Origin of the sequence: Bradyrhizobium sp. ORS 111 (assembly GCF_045571485.1) — a bacterium.
In the GTDB taxonomy this organism is placed as follows: Bacteria; Pseudomonadota; Alphaproteobacteria; order Rhizobiales; family Xanthobacteraceae; genus Bradyrhizobium.
Genome location: NZ_CP120701.1, coordinates 7,138,641 through 7,160,096, shown reverse-complemented (window position 1 = coordinate 7,160,096; position 21,456 = coordinate 7,138,641). Strand labels below are relative to the sequence as shown.

Below are 21,456 nucleotides of genomic sequence, written 5' to 3'. Positions count from 1 at the left end.
TGATACGGTACCGTATTGCTAGCCCGTCCGGGCGCTGATACGCTACCGTATCACAAACCAAAAACGGGACGGCACGATGGAAGGCGAGGCGACCTATCGGGGCACGGTCTATCCCTGGCATTGCGATCACGTCGGCCACATGAACGTCATGTGGTATGTCGGCAAGTTCGACGAGGCGAGCTGGAACATGTTCGCGCGGCTCGGCCTGACGCCGGGTTATCTGCGCGAGTCCGGCCGCGGCATGGCCGCCGTGCAGCAGAACATCGCCTACAAGCGCGAGCTGCTCGCCGGCGACATCGTTGAGGTCAAGAGCCGGCTCCTGGAATTCCGCGACAAGGCGATCCGCCTGCTGCACGAGATGCGCAACGCGGAAACCGGCGAGGTTGCCGCGACCTGCGAGATCACGGCCGTGCACATGGATCGCGCCGCGCGCAAGTCGGCGCCGTTCGCGCCGGCGATCCGCTACACCGCGATGCAGCACCTGGTGCCGTCAGAACCAACGATTGCGTGACCGTGATGCCGTCGTTCCAGCCGAAGAACCCGGACTACCGCGCCGTCGCCACCGACATGTTCGAGCGGCAGCGCGCGATGCAGACGCTCGGTATTTCCATCGTGCACATGGAGCCCGGCGAGGTCGAGCTTGCGATGCCCTATTCGCCCGACTTCACCCAGCAGAACGGCTTCGTTCATGCCGGCATCATCACCGCGGCGCTCGACAATGCGTGCGGCGTCGCCGCTTTCACCCTGATGCCCGCCGGCTCCGATATCCTGACGGTGGAGTTCAAGACCAACCTGCTGGCGCCCGCCAAAGGCGAGCGCTTCACGTTTCGTGCCCGCGTGGTCAAGCCCGGCCGGACCCTGACATTCTGCGAAGCCGGTGCCTATGCGCACAACGACGGCGCCGAGGCGCTGGTCGCGACCATGACCGGCACGCTGATGGCGCTGCAGCGAAGGGAGTAGTGTAATGCATTGACAAGCCGCGGCTGCGGCGACCTGATAGGCGGATCGTGGGGACGCTGCTCGCATGATCGCCAACCTTAGCCTGATCCTTGTGTGCCAACTGATCGGCGAGGTCGTGGTGCGCGCGCTTGGCGCGCCGGTGCCAGGCCCGGTGGTCGGCCTTCTGCTGCTTGTCCTGCTGTTGCTGGCGCGCGACCGTTTTCCGGTGCTGGCGCGCGGGCCGCTTGGCGATGACGGTGTCGAGAGCACGAGCCGCGCGATGCTGGCCAATCTCTCGCTCTTGTTCATCCCCGCCGGTGTCGGCGTGGTGCAGAAGCTGGATTTGCTCGCCGAGCGCGGTGTCGCGATCCTGGCGCTCCTTGCGGTGTCGGTCATCATCACGTTGCTGGCGACGGTCGCAACCTTCGTCGCGGCCAGCAGCCTGTTGTCGCGCGGCGAGGGCAAACCGTGAGCGACAATCCGTTCTCGCTCTGGGTCTATCTTTCGCAGTCGCCGCTGCTGTGGCTGACGGTGACCTTGCTGACCTATGCGGCGGCCGACGCGGTGTCGCTCAGGACACGCCGCCATCCGCTCGCCAATCCGGTGCTGCATTCGGTGTGGATCATCGGCGTCTTCCTGCTGCTGACGAAGACCTCCTACACCACCTATTTCGCCGGCGCGCAGTTCGTGCATTTCCTGCTCGGCCCCGCCACCGTCGCGCTTGCGGTGCCGCTGTACGAGAACCGCGGTCGGGTCGCCGCCGCGATCCTGCCGATGCTGGTCGCGCTCGCGGTCGGCTCGATCACGGCGATCGTCTCCGTCGTGCTGCTGGCGCAGGCCTTCGGCCTGCCGCGCGACGTCATCCTGTCGCTGGCGCCGAAGTCGGTGACGGCGGGCGTCGCCATGGGCATCAGCGAATCCCTGCATGCCGATCCGTCGCTGACGGCGGTGTCGGTGATCCTCACCGGCATCATGGGGGCGATCGTGGTGACGCCGCTGATGAACCTGACCGGCATCACCGACTATCGCGCCCGCGGCTTTGCGGTCGGCATCGCCGCGCATGGCATCGGCACCGCGCGCGCCTTCCAGGTCGACGAGGTGGCGGGTGTCTTTGCCGGCATCGCGATGAGCCTGAACGCCCTGGTCACCGCGCTGCTGGTGCCGCTCGCCGTGACATTTCTGGTGCACTGACGGCAATTGCAGTGCAGTTTTGTGCTATGGGCATGGCATCGGGCAGCAAATCCTTCTAGGGTCGCGGCCTCAAACGCGAGTCTGTTCCCCTTGGTCTTCTCCGCAACGCAAAGTGTGCTTGGACTGGCATCGGGCATGCTGGTCGGTTTCTCGCTTGGCCTGGTCGGCGGCGGCGGATCGATCCTGGCGGTGCCGTTGATGGTCTATGTGGTCGGCGTGCCCGAGCCGCATGTCGGGATCGGCACGTCCGCAATCGCGGTCGCCGCCAATGCCGCAATCAATCTCTCCAACCATGCCCGCGGCGGCACGGTGATCTGGTCCTGCGCGATCGTGTTCGCGCTCGCCGGCATGTGTGGCGCGTTCGGCGGCTCGATCCTCGGCAAGATGCTCGACGGACAGAAGTTGCTCGCGCTGTTCGCACTGGTGATGCTGGTGATCGCTGCCCTGATGCTGAAGACCCGGGCGCGGGTCGGATTGACCGGCGTCAAGTTCAGCATGGACAACATGCTGGCGATCGTCGGCCTCGGGCTCGCGACCGGGACCATGTCCGGCTTTTTCGGCATCGGCGGCGGCTTCCTGATCGTGCCGGCATTGATGCTGGCGACCGGCATGCCGATCATGAACGCGGTGAGTTCCTCGCTGGTCGCCGTCACTGCATTCGGCATGACCACGGCCCTGAGCTATGCGTGGTCCGGGCTGGTGTCGTGGGGGCTGGCCGCGCTATTCGTCGCGGGTGGCGTCGCCGGGGGGCTGGCGGGAACGCGCAGCGCCCGGCACCTGTCCGAACGCCGCGGCGCACTCAACACCGTCTTCGCGACTGTCATTATTGTGGTCGCAATCTATATGCTGGTGCGTAACATCCACGGGTCCTGAGCGTAGAACCGAAGGGCCCCCGCGAAAGCCAGATATGAACCGCTTGACAAAACCATCCGTGATCATCCCCACCCGCCGCGAGGCGCTCGGCCTGTTCGGCGCCGGCGTCGCCCTGCTGGCCGCGGGAGCTGCCCGTGCCGAGGAAGAGAAGGTCCTGACCGAAGCGCAGGTGCTGCGCGATCCGGATATTCCGGTGGCGGGCAATCCCGATGGCGACATCACCATCGTCGAGTGGTTCGACTACAACTGTCCCTATTGCCGCAAGCTCGAACCGGAGCTGCGCCAGGTGGTGCAGGACGACGGCAAGGTCCGCCTGGTGCTGAAGGACTGGCCGATCCTGGGGCCGGTGTCCAAAGTCGCTGCGCGGATGGCGCTTGCGGCGCGGTACCAGAACAAATTCCTGGTCGCGCACGAGGCGATGATGGCGGTCAACTCGCGCATCACCGAGCCGCGCATCAGCGAATTGCTCTCGGGCGCCGGCCTCGACATGGATCGCCTCAAGAAGGATCTCGACACCAACGCGAAGGCGATCGACGCGGTGCTCGCGCGCAACAATGAGCAGGCGGAAGCCTTCGGGTTCAACGGCACGCCGTCCTTCATCGTCGGCAAGTATCGCGTGCCCGGCGTGCTCACCATGGCTCAGTTCGAGCAGGCGATCGCCGACGCCCGCAAGGCGAATATGGGCCGCAAGATCGAGAAGAACTGAGCTCATCGCAACGAGTGACGGCCGCTTCCGCTCGGAAGAGGCCGTTGGCGCATGATCCGGGAAAGTGCGAAGCGGTTTTCAGAAAAGATCATGCTCAAACACGCAGCTAAAGCGCGATGACGATTCGACCCCCATCTCATCGCGCTTTAGCTGCGGTCTCAAGTGCGCCGTTACTTCGACGCGATCTTGGTCCATTCCTCATGCGCTCGCGCTTTCAACGCGTTCCAGTCCTGGGCTGCGACGTCCCAATTGACCAGAGTACGGCTCTCCTGCGCCACCTCTCCGTTCGCCACGCGCGATGTCTGCATGGAATCGTAGACGTAGACGGCGCCGATCAGGATCAGCGCGCCCAAGATCATTCCGACAAAGATTCGCATCACGAGTCCTCCGGTATTGGCCGGATAACGTCGGGGCGGAGAGGTTGGTTCCGGCCGCTGACGCGAGCGCTCCGATGGCGAAATGATGACGGCCGTCAAATCACCCGTTCAGCCACTGCAATATTTCGCCGTTGATTTCGCGGGGATAGGCGTGGCTGAGGTCGTCGATCTCGCGATAAATCACTCTGGCGCCGGCGGCTGACAGCAGCCCCTGCGTCTGCCGCGCGGTCTGCACCGGAAACATCCAGTCGAGCCGGCCATGGGTGATGAAGATCGGCAGATCCCGCAAGCGATCAGCATCGGCCATCTCCGCCATCAGCGGATGGAACGTGGCTGCAACGGGAGCCAGATGCGTGAAGCGCGAGGCGCCGTCGAGACCGGTGACATAGCTGAACGTGCCGCCGTCGCTCATGCCGGTCAGCAGCAGGCGCGTCTCGTCGATGCGCCATCGCTGGCGCACCTGGTCGAGAATGCGGTTCAGGTTCGGCGTATCGCTGTCGTTGCCCATCAGCGCCCAGGTCTGTCCCGTCGCGGTCGGTGCGACCAGGATGGCGCCGCGGCTGCGGGCATCGCGCAGCCAGCTCCACAGGAAGCCGCGGCCGTTGCCGCTGCCGCCGTGCAGCGCCATCACCAGCGGCCAGGCGCGATCCGGCGCGTAATATTCCGGCACGTACATCGAGAAGCCGCCGCGGCTGCCGGGCTCGTTGCGCTCGTGAAAGACGCCGGTGTCGTCATTGGGAACGGCCGCGAGCTTGGCCTGCAACTCGGCGTCCTCGCGCAATTCCGGCGCGATGAAGAAGCTGCTGACCGGCGGCAACTCGGTCAACGGATAGAGCGCCTCCAGCGCCCGCGGTCCATAGCGCAGCGCGCGAAACACGCTGACGAGGTCGCCTTCGCCGTTCTGCACCGCGCGCAGGCCGGCATAGCCCGCAAGCGCGGCGTCGATGGCGGCATCCAGCGCCGTCTTGATATGCGCAAATTTCTCCGGCCAGTCGGCGAGCCGCGGCCGCACTGCCTGCAACGCCTCGTCGGGCTCGCCCGCGATCTCCATGACGCGCCCGAACTCCGGCGGGTTGAGATTGCGCGCGACAAAGGACAGCGATTCCAGCGTCTGCAAGAGTGGTGGCAGCACGGCCACGATGTTATCGACCACGGCCTCGCTCATCGGTGCTATCTTTCTTGGTTGGAGCCGTGACGGGATTGCACTCCCTCTCCCGCTTGCGGGGGAGGGCTGGAGTGGGGGTATTGCCGCGAGCGAGGACCCCTGAGTGGAGAGAGCCCCCACCCGCCGCGCTGCGCGCGGCGACCTCCCCCGCAAGCGGGAGAGGTGAAGGGAGAGCGATCGATCGGAAACTCATTGCACCCTAGTGCAGCCGCGGCGCCTTCAGCAGCCTGGCGCGGTCGATCGAGGTCAAGGTCACGTCAAAGGTGACGCCCTCGTGGTAGACGGTCAGCGGCACGTCGACGCCGGCGGCGCCGAGCGACCAGAGCTTGCGATAGAAGTCGGTCTGGCTCGTCATCTTCTCGCCCGCGACCGCGAGGATCACGTCGCCGGTCTTCAGTTCGGCGAGCGCTGCCGGTCCCTTGCTGGCGATGCCGACCACGACGACGCGGTCGTCGATCTCGGTCGTGTACATGCCGAGCCACGGCCGCGCCGGCCTGTTGACGCGGCCGAACTTGCGCAGATCGTTCAGCACCGGCTTCAATAGGTCGATTGGTACGACCATGTTGACGTGTTCGGCGCGGCCCGAGCGCTCACGTTCGAGCTGCAACGAGCCGATGCCGATCAGTTCACCGGTGTTGGAGATCAGCCCGGTGCCGCCCCAGTTCGGATGCGACGGATAGGTGAAGATCGCCTCGTCGAGCAGATATTCCCAATAGCCCGCGAATTCCTGCTTCGCCGCAATCTGGCTTGCGACCGATCGCGTGCGGCCACCGGCGCCGCCGACCACGACATCGTCGCCGATCCTTGTCGCCGCCGACGAGCCGATCGGCAGCGGGTCGAGATCAAGCCGGCCGAGCGCCTGCACCAGCCCGAAGCCGGATTCGAAATCGAAGCCGAGTGCATGTCCTTCGACCACGCGGCCGTCGCCGAGATGCAGCCACACCGCCTCGGCTTCGGTGATCAAATAGCCGATCGTCAACACCAGCCCGTCATCGATCACCACGCCATTGCCGGCGCGCTCGGTGCCGAGCGTTTCCGCGCTGAAGGCGTCAGGCGGAATGATCGAATGCAGGCCGACCACACTCATCAGCGCGCGATCGAGATCGAAACGATAATCTTCGGAGCGAGGCTGAAAGGCCGGCGGCACTTTCCATTCGGTCATTGAGGGCATGAAGGGTCTCCTGGCGTGCAGGGCGAGGGAACCCGGAGTAAATCCGAGGTTCTGCCGGCAGGGAAAGTGAAAAGATATACCCCAAGCGGCCGCCTGCACAGCTCATGTGGCGTGCAGGCATGCTCCTCGCAAGATGAATTGAACTCAATCGGCTCTTGACGTCTTGCGCGCCGGCATGATGCGGAACGCGCGATCCTCCTTGATCCAGGCGGCGCGCTCGTCGCGCAGCAGCGTGCGGCGCACTTTTCCGGAATCGTCGCGCAGTGCCACCGCGACGCGCTCGAAACTCTCGGGATGCTTGTAGCGGCTGAGCCGGTCGCTCAGGAAGTCGCCCATGCCGTCGGCGATCCTCTGCGCATCCGCATCGTCGGCGAGCTCGAGGATCGCATGCACGCGCTGGCCGAATTCCGGATCGGGCAGCCCGACCACGACGCAGGAGCGCACCTCGGGATGTTCGCTCACCGCAGCCTCGACCTCGGCCGGATAGATGTTGGCGCCGCCGCGCAGCACCATGTCGGCGAGACGGTCGCCGAGATAGAGATAGCCTTCCTCGTCGAGACGGCCGATGTCGCCGAGCGATTCCCAGCCGTCCGGCCGCCGCTTCGGCGCGGCACCGAGATAGTGATAGGTGGTGCCGGCGCCGTCATTGGGCAGGAAATAGATCTCGCCGGTCTCGCCGGGTGCAACGTCGTTGCCGTCCTCGCCGATGATGCGCAGCTTCGCGGTCTCGCCGATCTTGCCGACCGAGCCCTTGTGCGCCAGCCATTCGACGCCCGAGATCACGCAGGCGCCCTGCCGTTCAGTGCCGCCATAGAGCTCCCAGATCCGCTCCGGCCCGAGCCACTCGATCCACTTCTCCTTCAGCCACGGCGGCATCGGGGCCGCCATGTGAAACACCATTTGCAGGCTGGAGACGTCGTAGCGGGTACGCACCTCCTCGGGCAGCGCCCAGATCCGGTGCATCATGGTCGGCACGAAGTTCACCCATTGCACGCGGTTCGCTTCGATCAGTCGCAGCGTCTCCTCGGCATCGAACTTGACCATGCCTGTCAGCCGTCCACCGCCGGCCAGCGCGTAATGCGACAGGATGAACGGCGCGTTGTGATAGAGCGGCCCGGGGTTGAGCACCGATGCCTCGAACGGAATCCCGAGCGGCAGCGGTGCCGTGGTCTCGAGGACCGCCGGACCGTGATCGAGGATCACCTTCGGTCGCCCGGTCGAGCCGCCGCTGGTCATCGCCTTCCAGTAGCGCGGAATGGGCGCGGTCAGCGGCTCGTCGGAAAATCCTTCCGGCGTAAAATTCGCCGGCAGTGAGTTCGGCGCGTTCCAGTCGGCCTCGCCGCCGACCACCAGCGCGGGCTTGAGGATGTCGAGCACCGCGGCCGCCTCGCCGCGCGGCAGCCGCCAGGATAGCGATGTCGGCGTCGCGCCGCACTTCCACACCGCAAAGGTGGTTTCAAAGAACGCGTTGCTGTTGGGCAGCCCGATCGCGACGAAGTCGCCCGGCTTGACGCCCTTGGCGGCAAAGGCGCGCGCCCGCGCATTCGCCCTGCGCTCAAGCTGCTCCCAGGTCAGCATGTCGTGGCCGTGACTGACGGCGATGGCGTCCGCGGGCTTGCGCTCGGCATACCAGCGCGGCACGTCGGCTAAGGGGATCAGCATGGGTCGTTTCCGTCGGAAGGGGCGTCTTGGAGCCGCTCTTGTTGCAGGTGGGAGTGGCGCATGCCACGGCTGCACTTCATCAACAGTGCCGTCACCGAGTCAAGTTGAAGGTTTCCGGTGCGATCGGTATCCCGCTGATGCGATTGCGAAATCCGTGTTGGCTAAAAGCCGCGTCAAGATTCCGGTAAAGTTCAAGCGATCGCGCTAAGCCGGACTTTACGGGAAGGGCGGCATTGTGACTGAAGCGGTTGTGCGCACTCCGCGTCACACGACGCGTGGCGCCCAACGTCCTCAAGGGTCGTGACGATGGCGAGCAACGGGGCACGGGTGAAGGTCAGTCGCGAGCCGCGACGCCAGCTCAACAACCGCGCAGCCTGGATCACGGTCGATGATGGCGTGACCGAGAGCGAATGCGCGGTGGTCGACGTCTCGCCGGGCGGCGCCAAGATCACGACCGAACTGGTATTCGACGTCAAGGACCGGCTCGCGCTGAGGCTGCTGGCCGATCATTCCAAACGCCATCCTTGCGAAGTCGTCTGGCGCCGCGGCAAGACCTATGGGCTCAAATTCATCGCGGCGGAGCCAGCGGACGGCCAGGCCTCGGGCTGAAGGCCGGCGGCCGACAGGGCCGTTACAAGTCTCTATCTTTGAGCGATATCTTGCGGCGGCCCACCTTCGTGTCTTGCTCGGCTTTGAATAAAGCTGGTAATCTCGAGGAAAGGGTGTCGGGCGTACCAGCCCTTCGCGACGCGTTACGCACTGCTCCGTGCATTGCGTAAATGCGTGAGCCGGCATGACCATTTGTCGCCTTCATTTGGGCGCTTATGGGGTGGAGACTGTCTGCTACGTCAGAGATGTCACGGCGGCCACCGCAGGGGGGTGCCAGCAATTGACGGATCGCGCTCACGATAGTCTGCAAGACGTGGACTTGCGCAACTTTGCACGCGTCGTTTCAGCTTGCACGTTGGGGCTTTGGGCGTTTGCGGCAGGTCTGCTGATCGGCACCTTCTTGTTTTCGTGATCCACGCCGGCGCGGCGCGATAGATTGCTTCGTCGCTTGCGCTCCTCGCAATGACGGCATGAGACATCGAGCGAGAACTATTCCCAGGTGTCGTCCCTGCGAAAGCAGGGACCCATAACCACAGTTAGTCATTGTTCAGCGATGCTGGAACGCCGAGTCGCGTTCACGCAACATCCGCTGCGGCGTATGGGTCCCTGCTTGCGCACTAGGGCATCTACACATCTTTTCCGGACCGAAAAGTGACTCTCGATCAAGGACTTGCTTGCCACTCGATGACGCCATTTCGCGAGCAGAGCTTAGCAAAAGTGCGGCGTTTCTCTGCGTTGCTAAGCTAAGTCGTTGAGAAGACTCCGGAAGACATGTAGATGCCCTAGTGCTTGCGCAGGGACGACGAGTGGGCGAGAGCGGTGGTTAGCTCCATCACCGTCATGTCCGCGCAACGCGTTTGACAGCTTTTGCAGGGACGACAGCAGCGGGCGTTGTGCTTTTCCCCCTCACGGCGTCCATGCCATCTTCAGCACTGGCCGACCCGAGGTCGGGTTGATGTCCTCGCCGGCATGCACGAAGCCGTTGCGCTGGTAGAAGCGGATGGCGCGGGCGTTGTCCTTGTTGACCAACAACGTGACGCCGTCGGGCGACAGCCGCTTGGCCTCGTCGACCAGCGCGCTTGCGAGCGGCGAGCCCCAGTGACCGGGATCGACCACGAGCTGATCGAGATAGCCCTGCCTATCGATGGTGACGAAGCCGATCAGCGCATCGTCCTGCTCGGCGATGATGATCGAAGCGTTCGGCACCAGCTCGCTGCGCCAGCGCTCGCGCCACCACGCCAAGCGCGCGTTGAAATCGATCGACGGATAAGCCTGCTGCCAGGTCTCGCGCCACAGCTCGATCGCGGCGTCCTCGTCCGCGGCGCGATAGGGACGAAGGCGAAAGGGAGCGGTCATCGAAGAACCATTGTCATGCCCGGGCAAAAGCGCGACGCGCGTCCGAGTGCAGATGTCCCCGGCATCTTCCTTTCGCGCGATCGTGAAGATGCCTTGGCAGCGAGGCCATGGGTCTCGTCATTTCTCCGTCAGCTTCAGTTCGATGCGGCGGTTGCGCTTGTAGGCGTCGTCGTTCTGCCCGGTGTCGAGCGGCTGGAATTCGCCGAAGCCGGCGGCGACGAGGCGCTGTGGCGGCACGCCGAGCGACACCAGATACTGCACCACCGAGATCGCGCGCGCCGAGGACAGCTCCCAGTTCGATTTGAACACCGGGCTGCTGATCGGCCGCACGTCGGTGTGACCGTCGACGCGCAGCACCCAGGGGATCTCGCTCGGGATCTTCTTGTCGATATCGATCAGCGCGCTGGCCACCGTGTCGAGCTCGGTCTTGCCCTCGGGCAGCAGCGTTGCCTGTCCGGTGTCGAAGAACACCTCGGACTGGAACACGAAACGGTCGCCGACGATGCGGATATCGGGGCGGTTGCCGAGGATGCTGCGCAGGCGGCCGAAGAACTCGGAGCGGTATTTCGACAGTTCCTGCACCCGTTGCGCCAGCGCGACATTCAGGCGCTGGCCGAGATCGGTGATGCGGTTCTGCGATTCCTTGTCGCGCTTCTCGGAGGCGTCGAGCGCCTCTTCCAGGGCGGCGAGCTGGCGGCGCAGCGCGCTGATCTGCTGGTTCAAGACCTCGATCTGTGCCATCGCGCGCGCGGAGACGCCCTTCTCGGATTCCAGCGCCTTGCTGAGCTCGTTGGCGCGGCCCTGTGCATCGTTGCCGGAGCTCGCAAGCCCCTCATAGAGCCCCTTCATGCGGTCGCGCTCGCCCTCGGCGGTGGCGAGGCTGGCGCGCAACTGCGCCATCTGGTCGTCGAGGTTGAGCTTGCCGAGCTTCTCCATCGACAGGAGGTCGTTGAGCTGGGCGATCTTGGCGTTGAGCTGCTCCAGCGCCTTGTCCTTGCCGGTGACCTCCTGCGACAGGAAGAACTGCACCACCAGGAACACTGTGAGCAGGAACACGATCGACAGCACCAGCGTCGACAGAGCATCGACAAAGCCGGGCCAGTAGTTGAAGGCGGATTCGCTGCGGCGTGTGCGGGCAAGGGCCATTCAGATTCCCTTCGTTTGCTGCGGCGCGTGGCAGACGGCCTCGATGTTGTGGCCGTCAGGATCGAGCACGAAGGCGCCGTAATAGTTTGCATGATAGTGCGGCCGAATTCCGGGCCGTCCGTTATCCCTGCCGCCGGCCTTGATCGCGTCCTCGTAGAATCGGTCCACGGTGGCGCGGTCACTGGCTGTAAACGCAATATGCGCGCCGGTCTGCATCACGTTGCGCTCGCCGATCCAGAAGAAGGCTTTTGGCCGGATGCCGTAACCCGCAAATCGGTTGCCTTCTGCATAGAGGCGGCTGATGCCGAGCGAACGCAACGCCTCGTCATAGAAGGCTTTCGAGCGTTCGACATCTCGGACGCCGAGTGTGACGTGGTCCAGCAAACTGACCTCCGTGGTTCAGCTCTTCTCGGGTTGGCGGGCGAGGCGCTCGAGCAGGCGCTTGATCTCGCGGTTCTGCTCGCCCTGGCCGTCGGCCCATTCCCGGATCATCTGTTGCTCGGTGCGCATATGCGCAACCAGGCCCTGGATCGCCTCGGCGAGATTGGCCATCGCGGCCGTGCTGCCGCGGTTGCCGCCGCCCTCTTCGACCGCGGTGCGCAGCCGGTCGATCGCGCCCTGCAATTCGCCGCCGACGGCGGACTCCTCGCCGGAAATGCCGCGCACGGTGGTGGCGAGCCAGTCCTCGAGGTCGGTGTAGAAACGGTTCTGCGCCTGGCTCGATTGCAGGTCGAGGAAGCCGAGGATCAGCGAGCCGGCAAGGCCGAACAGCGAGGACGAGAACGAAATGCCCATGCCACCGAGCGGCGCGGCAAGGCCCTCCTTCAGCGCATCGAACAGCGCGCCGGCATCGCCGCCGACCTTGAGGCTGTCGATCACTTTGCCGACCGAACCTACCGTCTCGATCAGGCCCCAGAAGGTGCCGAGCAGGCCGAGGAACACGAGCAAGCCGGTCATGTAGCGCGAAATGTCGCGGGCCTCGTCGAGCCGGGTCGCGATCGAATCGAGCAGATGCCGCATGGTCTGCGGCGTGATGCTCATCCGCCCGGTGCGCTCGCCGCCGAGGATCGCGGCCATCGGGGCCAGCAGCTTCGGGCGGCGGTCGATCGCAAGGCCGGGATCGGCGATGCGGAAATTGTTGACCCAGGCGACTTCCGGATAGAGCCGGATCACCTGGCGGAACGCCAGGATGATGCCGATCAGGAGCACCGCGCCGATCAGCGCGTTCAGCCCGGGATTGGCGAAGAAGGCGGTGACGATCTGCTTGTACAGCACGACCCCGACCAGGCCGCAGAGCACCAGAAACACCAGCATCCGCACCAGGAAGATCCGGGGCGAGGACAGCTTGCTCAATTCGATCTCCATGTCGGAGCGGGAAGGGGGCATTGCCGGATCATCCGTTCGCGAAGGCCGCATCTGCGATCAATATGGCACAGCGGCGGAGGGAGGAAAGTAAGGAAAGCCGCATCCGGTCCACGAACCGGGAATCTTCGGTTGACGGCGGCCTTTCGCACACACCTTGAGCAGACGTTCCGGTTGCTCACGCGCGCCGTGCGGTTCGCACCATCCCGATCGGCGGACGAGGCGATTCGACGCAAAGGTGCGAAATGCGGCCGTTGCGCGCACGCCATTACCGCGTTCCCGCGCACACATCCCTTAATGGAGACCACAGCTTGCGATGGAACCTTCGTCACAATCCAGTGAGTCGACAAAAGATGCCGCAGTTTCAGGGCGATAGGCTTGTGTGACAATGAGCCGCCCGCGGAATGCATTGCGTCGCAGCAAGCACATTTTATTTTCTGCCGGTCAACGAAGCGGTGTCGATGCGGCACCGCCATTTCTGTGTTCACACCAATCAGGGCGACCTTTCCGATGTCTGGACTTCGCGCGCAATCGGCATGCATTGCATTGATGCTGGCCGTGGTGGCGCCATTGCTTGCGGGCTGCGACGAACCGAACACCGCGACCGCCGCCGCGCAGGCACCCGAGCCGGACGTCAGTGTCGTCACCGTGCAGCAGCAGGCACGCGCCATGGTCCGCGAGTTGCCGGGCCGGATCGCGCCGACACGCGTCTCCGAGGTGCGCCCGCGCGTGTCCGGCATCGTTGTCAACCGCATGTTCCACCAGGGCAGCGAGGTCAAGGCCGGCGATCCGCTCTACCAGATTGATCCGCGCCCGTTCGAGGTGGAATTGCAGTCGACCGAGGCCGCGCTGTCGCGCGCCAAGGCGGTGCTCGAGCAGGCCTCGTTGCAGGCTCGCCGCATCGCGACCTTGACCAGCCAGCGCGCCGCGCCGGAGGCCGAGAACGAGAAGGCGATCGCCACGCTGAAGCAGGCGGAGGCCGACGTTCAGGGCCGCGAGGCCGAAGTCGCGCGCGCCAAGCTCAACCTGGATTATGCGACGATCCGGGCGCCGATCGACGGCATCGTCGGCGCGGCGCTGGTCAGCGAGGGCGCGCTCGTCGTGCAGAACGATGCCACGAGCCTGGCGACGATCCAGCAGATCGACCCGATCTATGCCGACTTCCAGCAATCGGCCAGCGAGATGCACCAGCTCCGCCGCGCCTTCGAGAGAGGCGATCTCGACCGCATCGCGCCCGATGCGTTGAAGGTCCGTCTCGTGCTCGACGACGGCTCGCTGTACCCGCTGCCGGGCAAACTGTTGTTTTCCGACGCCAAGGTCGACGCCTATACCGGTCAGGTGACGCTGCGCGGCGAGTTCCCGAATCCGCACCGCGTGTTGCTGCCCGGCATGTATGTGCGCGTGCAGATCGAGCAGGGCATCGATTCCGACGCAATCGCTGTGCCGCAGCAGGCGATCCAGCGCAATGGCGGCGGCGGCAGCGAGGTCTACGTCGTCAAGGACAACAACCTCGTGGCGGTGCAGGCCGTTCGCACCGGCTCGTTGCAGGCCGGTCAGTGGTTCGTCACCGATGGTTTGAAGGCCGGCGACAAGGTCGTCGTGGAGGGTTTCCAGAAATTCGCCGCCGGCGACAAGGTGCGGCCGCATCTCTGGAAGCAGGTCGACGCGACGGCCGAAACCGCGACGGACGCGCAGCAAGCCGCCCACGTCCAGCGGTGATCGTCGATGCCTAGCTTCTTCATCGACAGGCCGATCTTCGCCTGGGTCGTCGCGCTGTTCATCTGTCTGATCGGCGCGATCTCGATCCCGCTGCTCGCGGTCGCGCAATATCCGATCATCGCGCCGCCCTCGATCTCGATCTCGACCAGCTATCCCGGCGCGTCGCCGGAGAACCTCTACAACAGCGTCACGCGGTTGATCGAGGAGGAGCTGAACGGCGCCGCCAACATCCTGAACTTCGAGTCCACCAGCGACTCGCTTGGCCAGGTCGAGATCATCGCCAACTTCAAGCCGGGCACCGACACCAGCCAGGCCTCGGTCGAGGTGCAGAACCGCCTCAAGCGCGTCGAGGCGCGGCTGCCGCGCGCCGTGATCCAGCAGGGCATCCTGGTCGAGGAAGCCTCCTCCGCCGTGCTGCAGATCATCACGCTGAACTCGACCGACGGCAGCCTCGACGAGGTGGGGCTCGGCGACTTCATGATCCGCAACGTGCTGGGTGAGATCCGCCGCATCCCCGGCGTCGGCCGCGCCACGCTCTACTCGACCGAGCGGTCCTTGCGCATCTGGATCGATCCGGCCAAGCTGGTCGGCTACGGCCTGTCCGCCGACGACGTCAACAAGGCGATCACGGCGCAGAACGCCCAGGTGGCCTCGGGCAGCATCGGCGCCGAGCCGAGCACCGATACGCAGAAGATCTCCGCGCAGGTTCTGGTGAAGGGCCAGCTCTCCTCGCCCGACGAGTTCGGCGCAATCATCCTGCGCGCCAACAATGACGGCTCGACGGTCCGCCTGCGCGACGTCGCACGGATCGAGATCGGTGGTCTCAGCTATCAGTTCAACACGCGCCTGAACGGCAAGTCGACCGCGGGTCTTTCGGTGCTGCTGTCGCCGAAGGGCAATGCGCTGGCGACCGCGAGCGCGGTGGAGGCCAAGATGAAGGAGCTGTCGCGCTTCTTCCCGGCCAATATCGGCTACGACATCCCCTACAACATCACGCCGGTGGTCGAGGCCTCGATCAAGAAGGTGCTGATGACGCTGGTCGAGGCGGTGGTGCTGGTCTTCATCGTGATGTTCCTGTTCCTGCAGAACATCCGCTACACCATCATCCCGACCATCGTGGTCCCCGTGGCGCTGCTTGGCGCCTGCGCCACGCTGATGATCGCGGGCTTTTCGATCAACATGCTGACGATGTTCGGCATGGTGCTGGCGGTCGGCATCCTCGTTGACGATGCCATCGTCGTGGTCGAGAACGTCGAGCGGATCATGGCCGAGGAGGGCCTGCCGCCCAAGGAAGCGACCAAGAAGGCGATGTCGCAGATCACCGGCGCCATCATCGGCATTACGCTGGTGCTGATGGCGGTGTTCGTGCCGATGGCGTTCTTCCCCGGTTCGGTCGGCATCATCTACCGCCAGTTCTCGGTCACCATGGTCGCGGCGATCGCGTTCTCGGCGCTGCTCGCGCTGTCGCTGACGCCGGCGCTGTGCGCGACGCTGCTCAAGCCGGTGCAGAAGGGCCACGGCCATGCGCGCAAGGGCGTGTTCGGCTGGTTCAACCGCGTGCTCGACACCAGCCGCGCCGGCTATACGCGCACGGTGCAGGGTTCGCTGAAGCGCACCGGCCGCCTGATGCTGATCTATGCCGTGCTGTTTGCGGGCGTCGCCTACGGCTTCGTGCGGCTGCCGGGCGGCTTCCTGCCGGTCGACGACCAGGGCTTCATCACGACCGACGTGCAGACGCCGTCGGAATCGTCCTACGCGCGCACGGAATCCGCCGTCGAGAAGGTCGAGAAGTATCTGCTGCAGCGCGACGGCATCGAGAACGTGACGTTTCTCACCGGCTTCAGCTTCCTCGGCCAGGGTATGAATACTGCGCAGGCCTTTATCACCCTGAAGGACTGGTCGGAGCGGGGTGAGAAGGATTCCGCGGCCGCCATCGTCGCCGACATCAACCGCGAGCTGTCGTCGATCCGCGATGCCCGGATCTCGGCGCTGCAGCCGCCGCCGATCGACAATCTCGGCAACTCCTCGGGCTTCTCGTTCCGCCTGCAGGACCGCGGCCAGAAGGGCTATGCGGCGCTGATCGCCGCGTCCGACCGCCTCGTCACCGAAGCCAACGCGAGCCCGATCCTGCAGAAGGTCTATGTCGAAGGCCTGCCGCCGGCGCCGCAGGTCAATCTGATGATCGACCGCGAGAAGGCGGGCGCGTTCGGCGTCACCTTCGAGGACATCAACAACACGATCTCGACCAACCTCGGCTCGAACTACATCAACGACTTCCCGAACCGCGGGCGCATGCAGCGCGTCATCGTGCAGGCCGACAAGACCAGCCGCATGAATGCGGACGACATCCTGAACTACAACGTCAAGAACAGCCGCGGCCAACTGGTGCCGTTCTCGGCCTTCACGACCATCGAATGGTCGAAGGGACCGACGCAGATCGCGGGCTTCAACTACTATCCGGCGGTGCGCATCTCCGGCGAGGCGAAACCCGGCTTCACCTCGGGCGATGCGATCGCCGAGATGGAGCGGCTGGCCGACAAGCTGCCGCGCGGCTTCGGTTATGAATGGACCGGCCAGTCGCTGCAGGAGAAGCTGTCGGGCTCGCAGGCGCCGTTCCTGCTGGCGCTGTCGGTGCTGGTGGTGTTCCTGCTGCTCGCGGCGCTCTATGAGAGCTGGACCATTCCGCTCGCGGTGCTGCTCACCGTGCCGCTCGGCATTCTCGGTGCCGTGGTGGCGGCGACGCTGCGCGGCCTGCCCAATGACGTCTATTTCACGGTCGGCCTGATCACCATCATCGGTCTCGCCGCCAAGGACGCGATCCTGATCATCGAATTCGCCAAGGACCTGCGCACCCAGGGCAAGCCGCTGGTCGCGGCGACGATTGAGGCGTGCAGCCTGCGCTTCCGTCCGATCCTGATGACGGGCCTTGCCTTCGTCTGCGGCGTGCTGCCGATGGCGATCGCGACCGGCGCCGGCGGCGCCAGCCAGCAAGCGCTCGGCACATCAGTGATGGGCGGTATGATCGCGGTGGTGATCCTGGCGCTGCTGCTGGTGCCGGTGTTCTTCGTCAGCGTGCAGCGCGTGCTGGCCGGCGACCGGGAGCAGGCGACGGAGAAGGGTGAGGTGTACGGTCCACCGGCGCCGGCGCCGGGGACGCGCTGATGGTCATGGCCGGGCTTGACCCGGCCATCCATCGAAGCGGCGACTCTTCGCGAAGGTTGATGGATGCGCGGGTCAAGCCCGCGCATGACGAGTGTCTACTGCCCGAGCGGCTTCAGGATCTTGATCAACTCGCCGTGCACGAACTCGTTGCCGCAGACGACGTGGCCGGTCTGCAGCGGGTCGTCGTTGCCCTGGATGCCGGACACCGTGCCGCCGGCCTCCTTGACCATGATTTGACCCGCCGCGATGTCCCAGGGGCTGAGATTGCGTTCCCAATAGCCGTCGAGGCGGCCGGCAGCGACGAAGGCGAGGTCGAGCGAGGCGGCGCCGAACCGGCGGAAGCCCGCAACCTTGGTCTGCAGCGCGGCCATCTCCTGCAGCGCCACCTGGTGGTTGCCGCGGCCGATATGCGGCAGCCCGCAGGCGACCACGCATTCGTTGAGCTGGCGGCGGCCGGCGACGCGCAGGCGCTGGTCGTTGAGGAAGGCGCCCTTGCCGCGCTCCGCGATATAGAGCTCGTCATTGGCGGGGTTGTAGATCACGCCCGCGATCACCGTGCCCTCGCGCGCGAGGGCGATCGAGATCGCAAACTGCGGGATGCCGTGCAGGAAGTTGGTGGTGCCGTCGAGCGGATCGACGATCCAGGTATGGCTCTTGTCGGTGCCCTCGCGCTTGCCGCCTTCCTCGCCGAGGAAGCCGTAGCCCGGACGCGCCTTGGCGAGATCGGTGTAGAGCATCTCCTCGGCGCGCTTGTCGGCGAGCGAGACGAAATTCGCCGGCCCCTTCATCGACACCTGGAGATGCTCGATCTCGCCGAGGTCGCGCTTGAGGCTGCGGCCGGCACGGCGCGCGGCTTTGACCATGACATTGATGAGGGCGGAGTAGAGCATGATGGATGATTTCTTTGGTGTGATCGTGCGGGGCGGGTTCAAAAGTAGTCCCGTCATCCTGAGGAGCGCGGAACGCGCGTCTCGAAGCATGCACGGCCGCCAGCCGGGCCGTGCCTCCTTCGAGGCTCGCCCGGCGGCGCGATTGCGCCGCAAGGCTCACACCTCAGGATGACGGGGTGAGAGGGTACCGCCTTGGGTTCACCGACTGGGTGCCCTCTGGAAGTGGCGCCGTCAAGGCGTCATTTGACGTTGTTTCCGATCCATTTCCGGGCGGCCGCCTCGCCCTTGGCGCGGTCCTCGGCGGACATGTCGGCGAGGATGTCGTCGAGGTCGGGGTCGCCCTTGCCGGCGGTCTTCGCGACCAGATGCCATTTCAGCGCCTCGACCTTGTCCAGCGGCGCACCCGCGCCGGTCGCCAGCACATGGGCGAGGCGGTTCTGCGCGATCGCGCTGTTCTGCCGGGCCGCCTTGCGCAGCAGCGCCACCGCGGCCGGCACATTCCGCGGCGTGCCGGTGCCGTTGTAGAGCGCGATGGCATATTCGACCTCGGCGTCGACATTGTCGGCGAGAGAGGCGGCCTGCAGCAGTCGCGCCGCCTTTTCCAGGTCCTTCGGCACCCCGGTGCCTTCCTTGTAGAACGTTGCGAGCGCGTATTGTGCTTCAGGGCTGCCAGCGTCGGCCGCCATGCGCAGCAGCTCGGCCGAGCGCTTGAGATCCTGGGGCAGGGTCTGGCCGTCGAGATAAAGCAGCGCGAGATTGTAGGCCGCCTTGGGCTCGCCGAGCTTGGCCGCCGAGGCCAGCAGCTTGACCGCGGAATCCTTGTCGATCGGCCCGCCGCGGCCGGCGATCTTCATCATGGCGAGCGCGAACATCGCCTCGCGGTCGCCGGAGTCCGAGGCACGCTTGTACCACTCGTCGGCCTTGACGTAGTCGCGCTTGACGCCGAGCCCGTTGGCGTAGAGCTCGCCGAGCATCGTCATCGCCTTGGCGTCGTTGTTGTACTGGGCGCGCGCAGTCGCGAGGTCGAAGGTGGTCTTATACAGTCCGCGCTGATAGGCGCCGTAGACGAGGTCGACGTTGGGGTCTTCGAAGGCTGTCGTCGGGGGCGGCGAAGGCGACGGAGTGGGGGTTGCGGCGGCCGCGGGCGGTGCGGCAGGCTTCGGCGCCGGCTTCTTGGCAACCGGCGAATGGACCTTCGGCTTGTGCTCCTTCGGAGCCTCCTTCTTTGGCGCCGGCGCCTGCTGCGCCGGCGGCGTGATCGAGAGCTGCGCGACCGCGCCGCTCGCCAGCATCGTGCAGCCGAGCGCAACACCTATCTGACGCAGGCACTTCATTCCGGCGTCATCCCTCGGCCCTGGCCTTTCCGATCGTCCTGGCGTGCGCCTGCACAAGCGCTTCACCGACGTCGATCAGGGCGGCTTTCGCGCCGCGCGGATCGGCCCAGACGAAGTCACCGACCAGCACAAAATCCGCACCGGCTGTCGCGAATGCCTCGGCCTCCTCGCGCGAGACGGCGAAGCCGACGCAGGGCGGCTCGAACAATTCGTCCCACCATTGCAGCCGCTCGGCGATCGCCTCGACCGAGGGCCGCTGTCCATTGGCGTCGGGCTCGCCGAACAGCACGTAGTCCGCGCCGGCCTCACCCGCGGCCATGGAATCGTGGCGCGTCGCAAGACCACCGACGCCGACGATGCGGTCGGGCTTCAGCGACGGCAGGGCGTCCTCCATCGTAGCGAGACCGCTCAGATGCGCGCCATCGGCGCCGGCACGGGCGACGAGCTCGGGATGTCCGTCGATCAGCAGCGCCGCACCGGCATTCTGGATTGCAGGCGCCAGCGCCTTGACGCGTGAGATCATGGTGCGCTGATCGGTCTCGCTGAGCCGCACCAGCACCGCCGCGACGTCGGCCGCGGCCAGTAGATCGGCGAGCTCAGCCGCAAGCTGCGCAGGCTCGTCGACCGGCGGCGTCGCGAGATAGAGGCGCGGCGCCGGCCGCGGCGGAACGGGCTTGGTCGCCAACTATGCCGCCTGTTTCTCGAGGCCGGCGTTCCATTTGCCGGTGCTCGCCAGCCCGTTCATCCGGGCGCGATGCGAGAAGGCGCGTTGGCCTGCGGCGATGTTGTCGGGCTTGCCGGACCACGCTTTCTGCGGTGCGGCCTGCAGCGCGCGGCCATAGGAGAAGGTGAGATGCCAGGGCAGGGTGCCGAGCTTGTTCATGGCGTCGAGATGCGCGGTCGCTTCCTCGTCGCTCTGCCCGCCGGAGAGGAACGCGATGCCGGGGACCGCGGCCGGCACGCAGCTCTTGAGCAGGCGGACGGTCTTCTCGGCGACCTCCTCGACCGAGGCCTGCTTGGCGCACTTCTTGCCGGAGATCGCCATGTTCGGCTTCAGGATCATGCCTTCGAGCGCGACGCGCTGCACCCGCAATTCCTGGAAGGTCCTGTTCAGCACGCGCTGCGTCACGTCGTAACAACGGTCGATGTCGTTGTCGCCGTCCATCAGCACTTCGGGCTCGACGATCGGCACGATCTGCGCGGCCTGGCACAGCGCGGCGTAGCGCGCCAGCGCGTGCGCATTGACGCGGATCGCGGTCATGGTGGGGATGCCGGAGCCGATATCGATCACCGCGCGCCATTTCGCGAAGCGCGCGCCGCGCTCGTAATATTTCTTCAGCCGTTCGGCGAGCTTGTCGAGGCCGACGGTGACGAGCTCGCCGGGGCAGGCGGGCAGCGGCTGGGTGCCTTCGTCGACCTTGATGCCGGGGATTGCGCCGGCCTGCTCGATCAGCTTGACCAGCGGCGTGCCGTCCTTGGCGTTCTGCCAGATCGTCTCGTCGTAGAGAATGACGCCGGAAATGTACTTGCTCATCGCCTCCTGCGAGCGGAACAGCATCTCGCGATAGTCGCGGCGGTTCTCCTCGGTCGATTCGACCTTGATGGCGTCGAATCGCTTCTTGATGGTGCCTGTGGATTCGTCAGCGGCGAGGATGCCCTTGCCCGGGGTGACCATGGCGAGGGCGACTTTGTTGAGGTCAGCAAGATTCATCGAGACGTCCTCCGGAGCGCATTGCCTTTGCAAACCAAAATAGGCGGTTCTCGGGCAATTGCCTAGAAAACGTTCGTCGCGGC

21 protein-coding genes are annotated in these 21,456 nt (G+C 65.4%); 9 read left to right on the top strand and 12 right to left on the bottom strand.

All coding sequences use genetic code 11. From position 1 onward, the window contains the following. The first annotated feature begins 76 nt into the window (after positions 1–76). The 6 genes from P6U30_RS33015 (at position 77) to P6U30_RS32990 (ending at position 3,709) form a co-directional block, all read left to right on the top strand. Positions 77–511 carry an acyl-CoA thioesterase gene (locus P6U30_RS33015; RefSeq protein WP_407166905.1) on the top strand — a complete coding sequence of 145 codons (435 nt, stop codon included), beginning with the start codon at positions 77–79 and terminating at the stop codon, positions 509–511. A gap of 5 nt (positions 512–516) precedes the next feature. Further along, on the top strand, positions 517–960 hold the full coding sequence (locus tag P6U30_RS33010) for a PaaI family thioesterase (protein ID WP_407166904.1): 444 nt from the start codon (positions 517–519) through the stop codon (positions 958–960). Between the two features lie 64 nt (positions 961–1,024). After that, entirely contained in the window at positions 1,025–1,411 is a 387-nt protein-coding gene (locus P6U30_RS33005; protein WP_407166903.1) for a CidA/LrgA family protein, read from the top strand. Then, positions 1,408–2,130 carry an LrgB family protein gene (locus tag P6U30_RS33000; protein WP_407166902.1) on the top strand — a complete coding sequence of 241 codons (723 nt, stop codon included), beginning with the start codon at positions 1,408–1,410 and terminating at the stop codon, positions 2,128–2,130. The genes P6U30_RS33005 and P6U30_RS33000 overlap by 4 nt, the downstream gene beginning before the upstream one ends. A 135-nt stretch (positions 2,131–2,265) precedes the next feature. After that, positions 2,266–3,003 carry a sulfite exporter TauE/SafE family protein gene (locus P6U30_RS32995; RefSeq protein ID WP_407166901.1) on the top strand — a complete coding sequence of 246 codons (738 nt, stop codon included), beginning with the start codon at positions 2,266–2,268 and terminating at the stop codon, positions 3,001–3,003. Between the two features lie 34 nt (positions 3,004–3,037). Continuing rightward, a complete protein-coding gene (locus P6U30_RS32990) occupies positions 3,038–3,709 on the top strand; it encodes a DsbA family protein (protein WP_407166900.1) in 672 nt (223 codons plus the stop codon). A 170-nt stretch (positions 3,710–3,879) separates the two neighbouring features. Here P6U30_RS32990 and P6U30_RS32985 read toward each other — a convergent pair whose 3' ends face one another. From P6U30_RS32985 to P6U30_RS32970, 4 genes are all read right to left on the bottom strand, one after another. Next, the gene (locus P6U30_RS32985) at positions 3,880–4,086 is read right to left on the bottom strand and encodes a hypothetical protein (protein WP_407166899.1); all 207 of its coding nucleotides are present in this window, start codon (positions 4,084–4,086) and stop codon (positions 3,880–3,882) included. 100 nt (positions 4,087–4,186) lie between these two features. After that, positions 4,187–5,251, bottom strand: coding sequence for a phospholipase (locus P6U30_RS32980; RefSeq protein ID WP_407166898.1), 1,065 nt, complete (start codon positions 5,249–5,251; stop codon positions 4,187–4,189). A 199-nt stretch (positions 5,252–5,450) separates the two neighbouring features. Further along, positions 5,451–6,422, bottom strand: coding sequence for a S1C family serine protease (locus P6U30_RS32975; protein ID WP_407166897.1), 972 nt, complete (start codon positions 6,420–6,422; stop codon positions 5,451–5,453). A gap of 144 nt (positions 6,423–6,566) precedes the next feature. Then, the gene (locus P6U30_RS32970) at positions 6,567–8,084 is read right to left on the bottom strand and encodes an AMP-binding protein (protein WP_407166896.1); all 1,518 of its coding nucleotides are present in this window, start codon (positions 8,082–8,084) and stop codon (positions 6,567–6,569) included. A gap of 306 nt (positions 8,085–8,390) precedes the next feature. Here P6U30_RS32970 and P6U30_RS32965 point away from each other — a divergent pair, with 306 nt between their 5' ends. Continuing rightward, complete coding sequence (locus P6U30_RS32965) at positions 8,391–8,693, top strand: PilZ domain-containing protein (RefSeq protein ID WP_407166895.1); 303 nt, start codon at positions 8,391–8,393, stop codon at positions 8,691–8,693. A 906-nt stretch (positions 8,694–9,599) separates the two neighbouring features. On the opposite strand, the gene P6U30_RS32960 is transcribed toward P6U30_RS32965, so the two are convergent. The 4 genes from P6U30_RS32960 to P6U30_RS32945 all read right to left on the bottom strand — a co-directional run bounded on the left by P6U30_RS32960 (position 9,600) and on the right by P6U30_RS32945 (position 12,581). Continuing rightward, complete coding sequence (locus P6U30_RS32960; protein ID WP_407166894.1) at positions 9,600–10,049, bottom strand: GNAT family N-acetyltransferase; 450 nt, start codon at positions 10,047–10,049, stop codon at positions 9,600–9,602. A 117-nt stretch (positions 10,050–10,166) separates the two neighbouring features. Beyond that, the gene (locus P6U30_RS32955; protein ID WP_407148660.1) at positions 10,167–11,195 is read right to left on the bottom strand and encodes a peptidoglycan -binding protein; all 1,029 of its coding nucleotides are present in this window, start codon (positions 11,193–11,195) and stop codon (positions 10,167–10,169) included. Then, the gene (locus P6U30_RS32950; protein WP_407166893.1) at positions 11,196–11,579 is read right to left on the bottom strand and encodes a VOC family protein; all 384 of its coding nucleotides are present in this window, start codon (positions 11,577–11,579) and stop codon (positions 11,196–11,198) included. A gap of 15 nt (positions 11,580–11,594) precedes the next feature. After that, the gene (locus P6U30_RS32945) at positions 11,595–12,581 is read right to left on the bottom strand and encodes a flagellar motor protein MotA (protein ID WP_407166892.1); all 987 of its coding nucleotides are present in this window, start codon (positions 12,579–12,581) and stop codon (positions 11,595–11,597) included. 486 nt (positions 12,582–13,067) lie between these two features. Between P6U30_RS32945 and P6U30_RS32940 the strand changes: the two genes are divergently transcribed. Further along, positions 13,068–14,276 (top strand): efflux RND transporter periplasmic adaptor subunit, encoded by a 1,209-nt coding sequence (locus P6U30_RS32940; RefSeq protein WP_407166891.1) that lies wholly within the window; start codon positions 13,068–13,070, stop codon positions 14,274–14,276. Positions 14,277–14,282: 6 nt separating this feature from the next. Next, entirely contained in the window at positions 14,283–17,438 is a 3,156-nt protein-coding gene (locus P6U30_RS32935; protein WP_407166890.1) for a multidrug efflux RND transporter permease subunit, read from the top strand. A 95-nt stretch (positions 17,439–17,533) separates the two neighbouring features. On the opposite strand, the gene P6U30_RS32930 is transcribed toward P6U30_RS32935, so the two are convergent. The 4 genes from P6U30_RS32930 to P6U30_RS32915 all read right to left on the bottom strand — a co-directional run bounded on the left by P6U30_RS32930 (position 17,534) and on the right by P6U30_RS32915 (position 21,373). Beyond that, entirely contained in the window at positions 17,534–18,328 is a 795-nt protein-coding gene (locus P6U30_RS32930) for an inositol monophosphatase family protein (RefSeq protein WP_407148655.1), read from the bottom strand. Positions 18,329–18,567: 239 nt separating this feature from the next. Further along, positions 18,568–19,662 carry a tetratricopeptide repeat protein gene (locus tag P6U30_RS32925; protein WP_407166889.1) on the bottom strand — a complete coding sequence of 365 codons (1,095 nt, stop codon included), beginning with the start codon at positions 19,660–19,662 and terminating at the stop codon, positions 18,568–18,570. A gap of 7 nt (positions 19,663–19,669) precedes the next feature. Continuing rightward, positions 19,670–20,347 carry a thiamine phosphate synthase gene (locus P6U30_RS32920; RefSeq protein ID WP_407166888.1) on the bottom strand — a complete coding sequence of 226 codons (678 nt, stop codon included), beginning with the start codon at positions 20,345–20,347 and terminating at the stop codon, positions 19,670–19,672. Next, positions 20,348–21,373: a class I fructose-bisphosphate aldolase gene (locus P6U30_RS32915; RefSeq protein WP_407166887.1), complete on the bottom strand. Its 1,026-nt coding sequence runs from the start codon at positions 21,371–21,373 to the stop codon at positions 20,348–20,350. It lies immediately after the preceding gene. Positions 21,374–21,456: the final 83 nt, after the last annotated feature.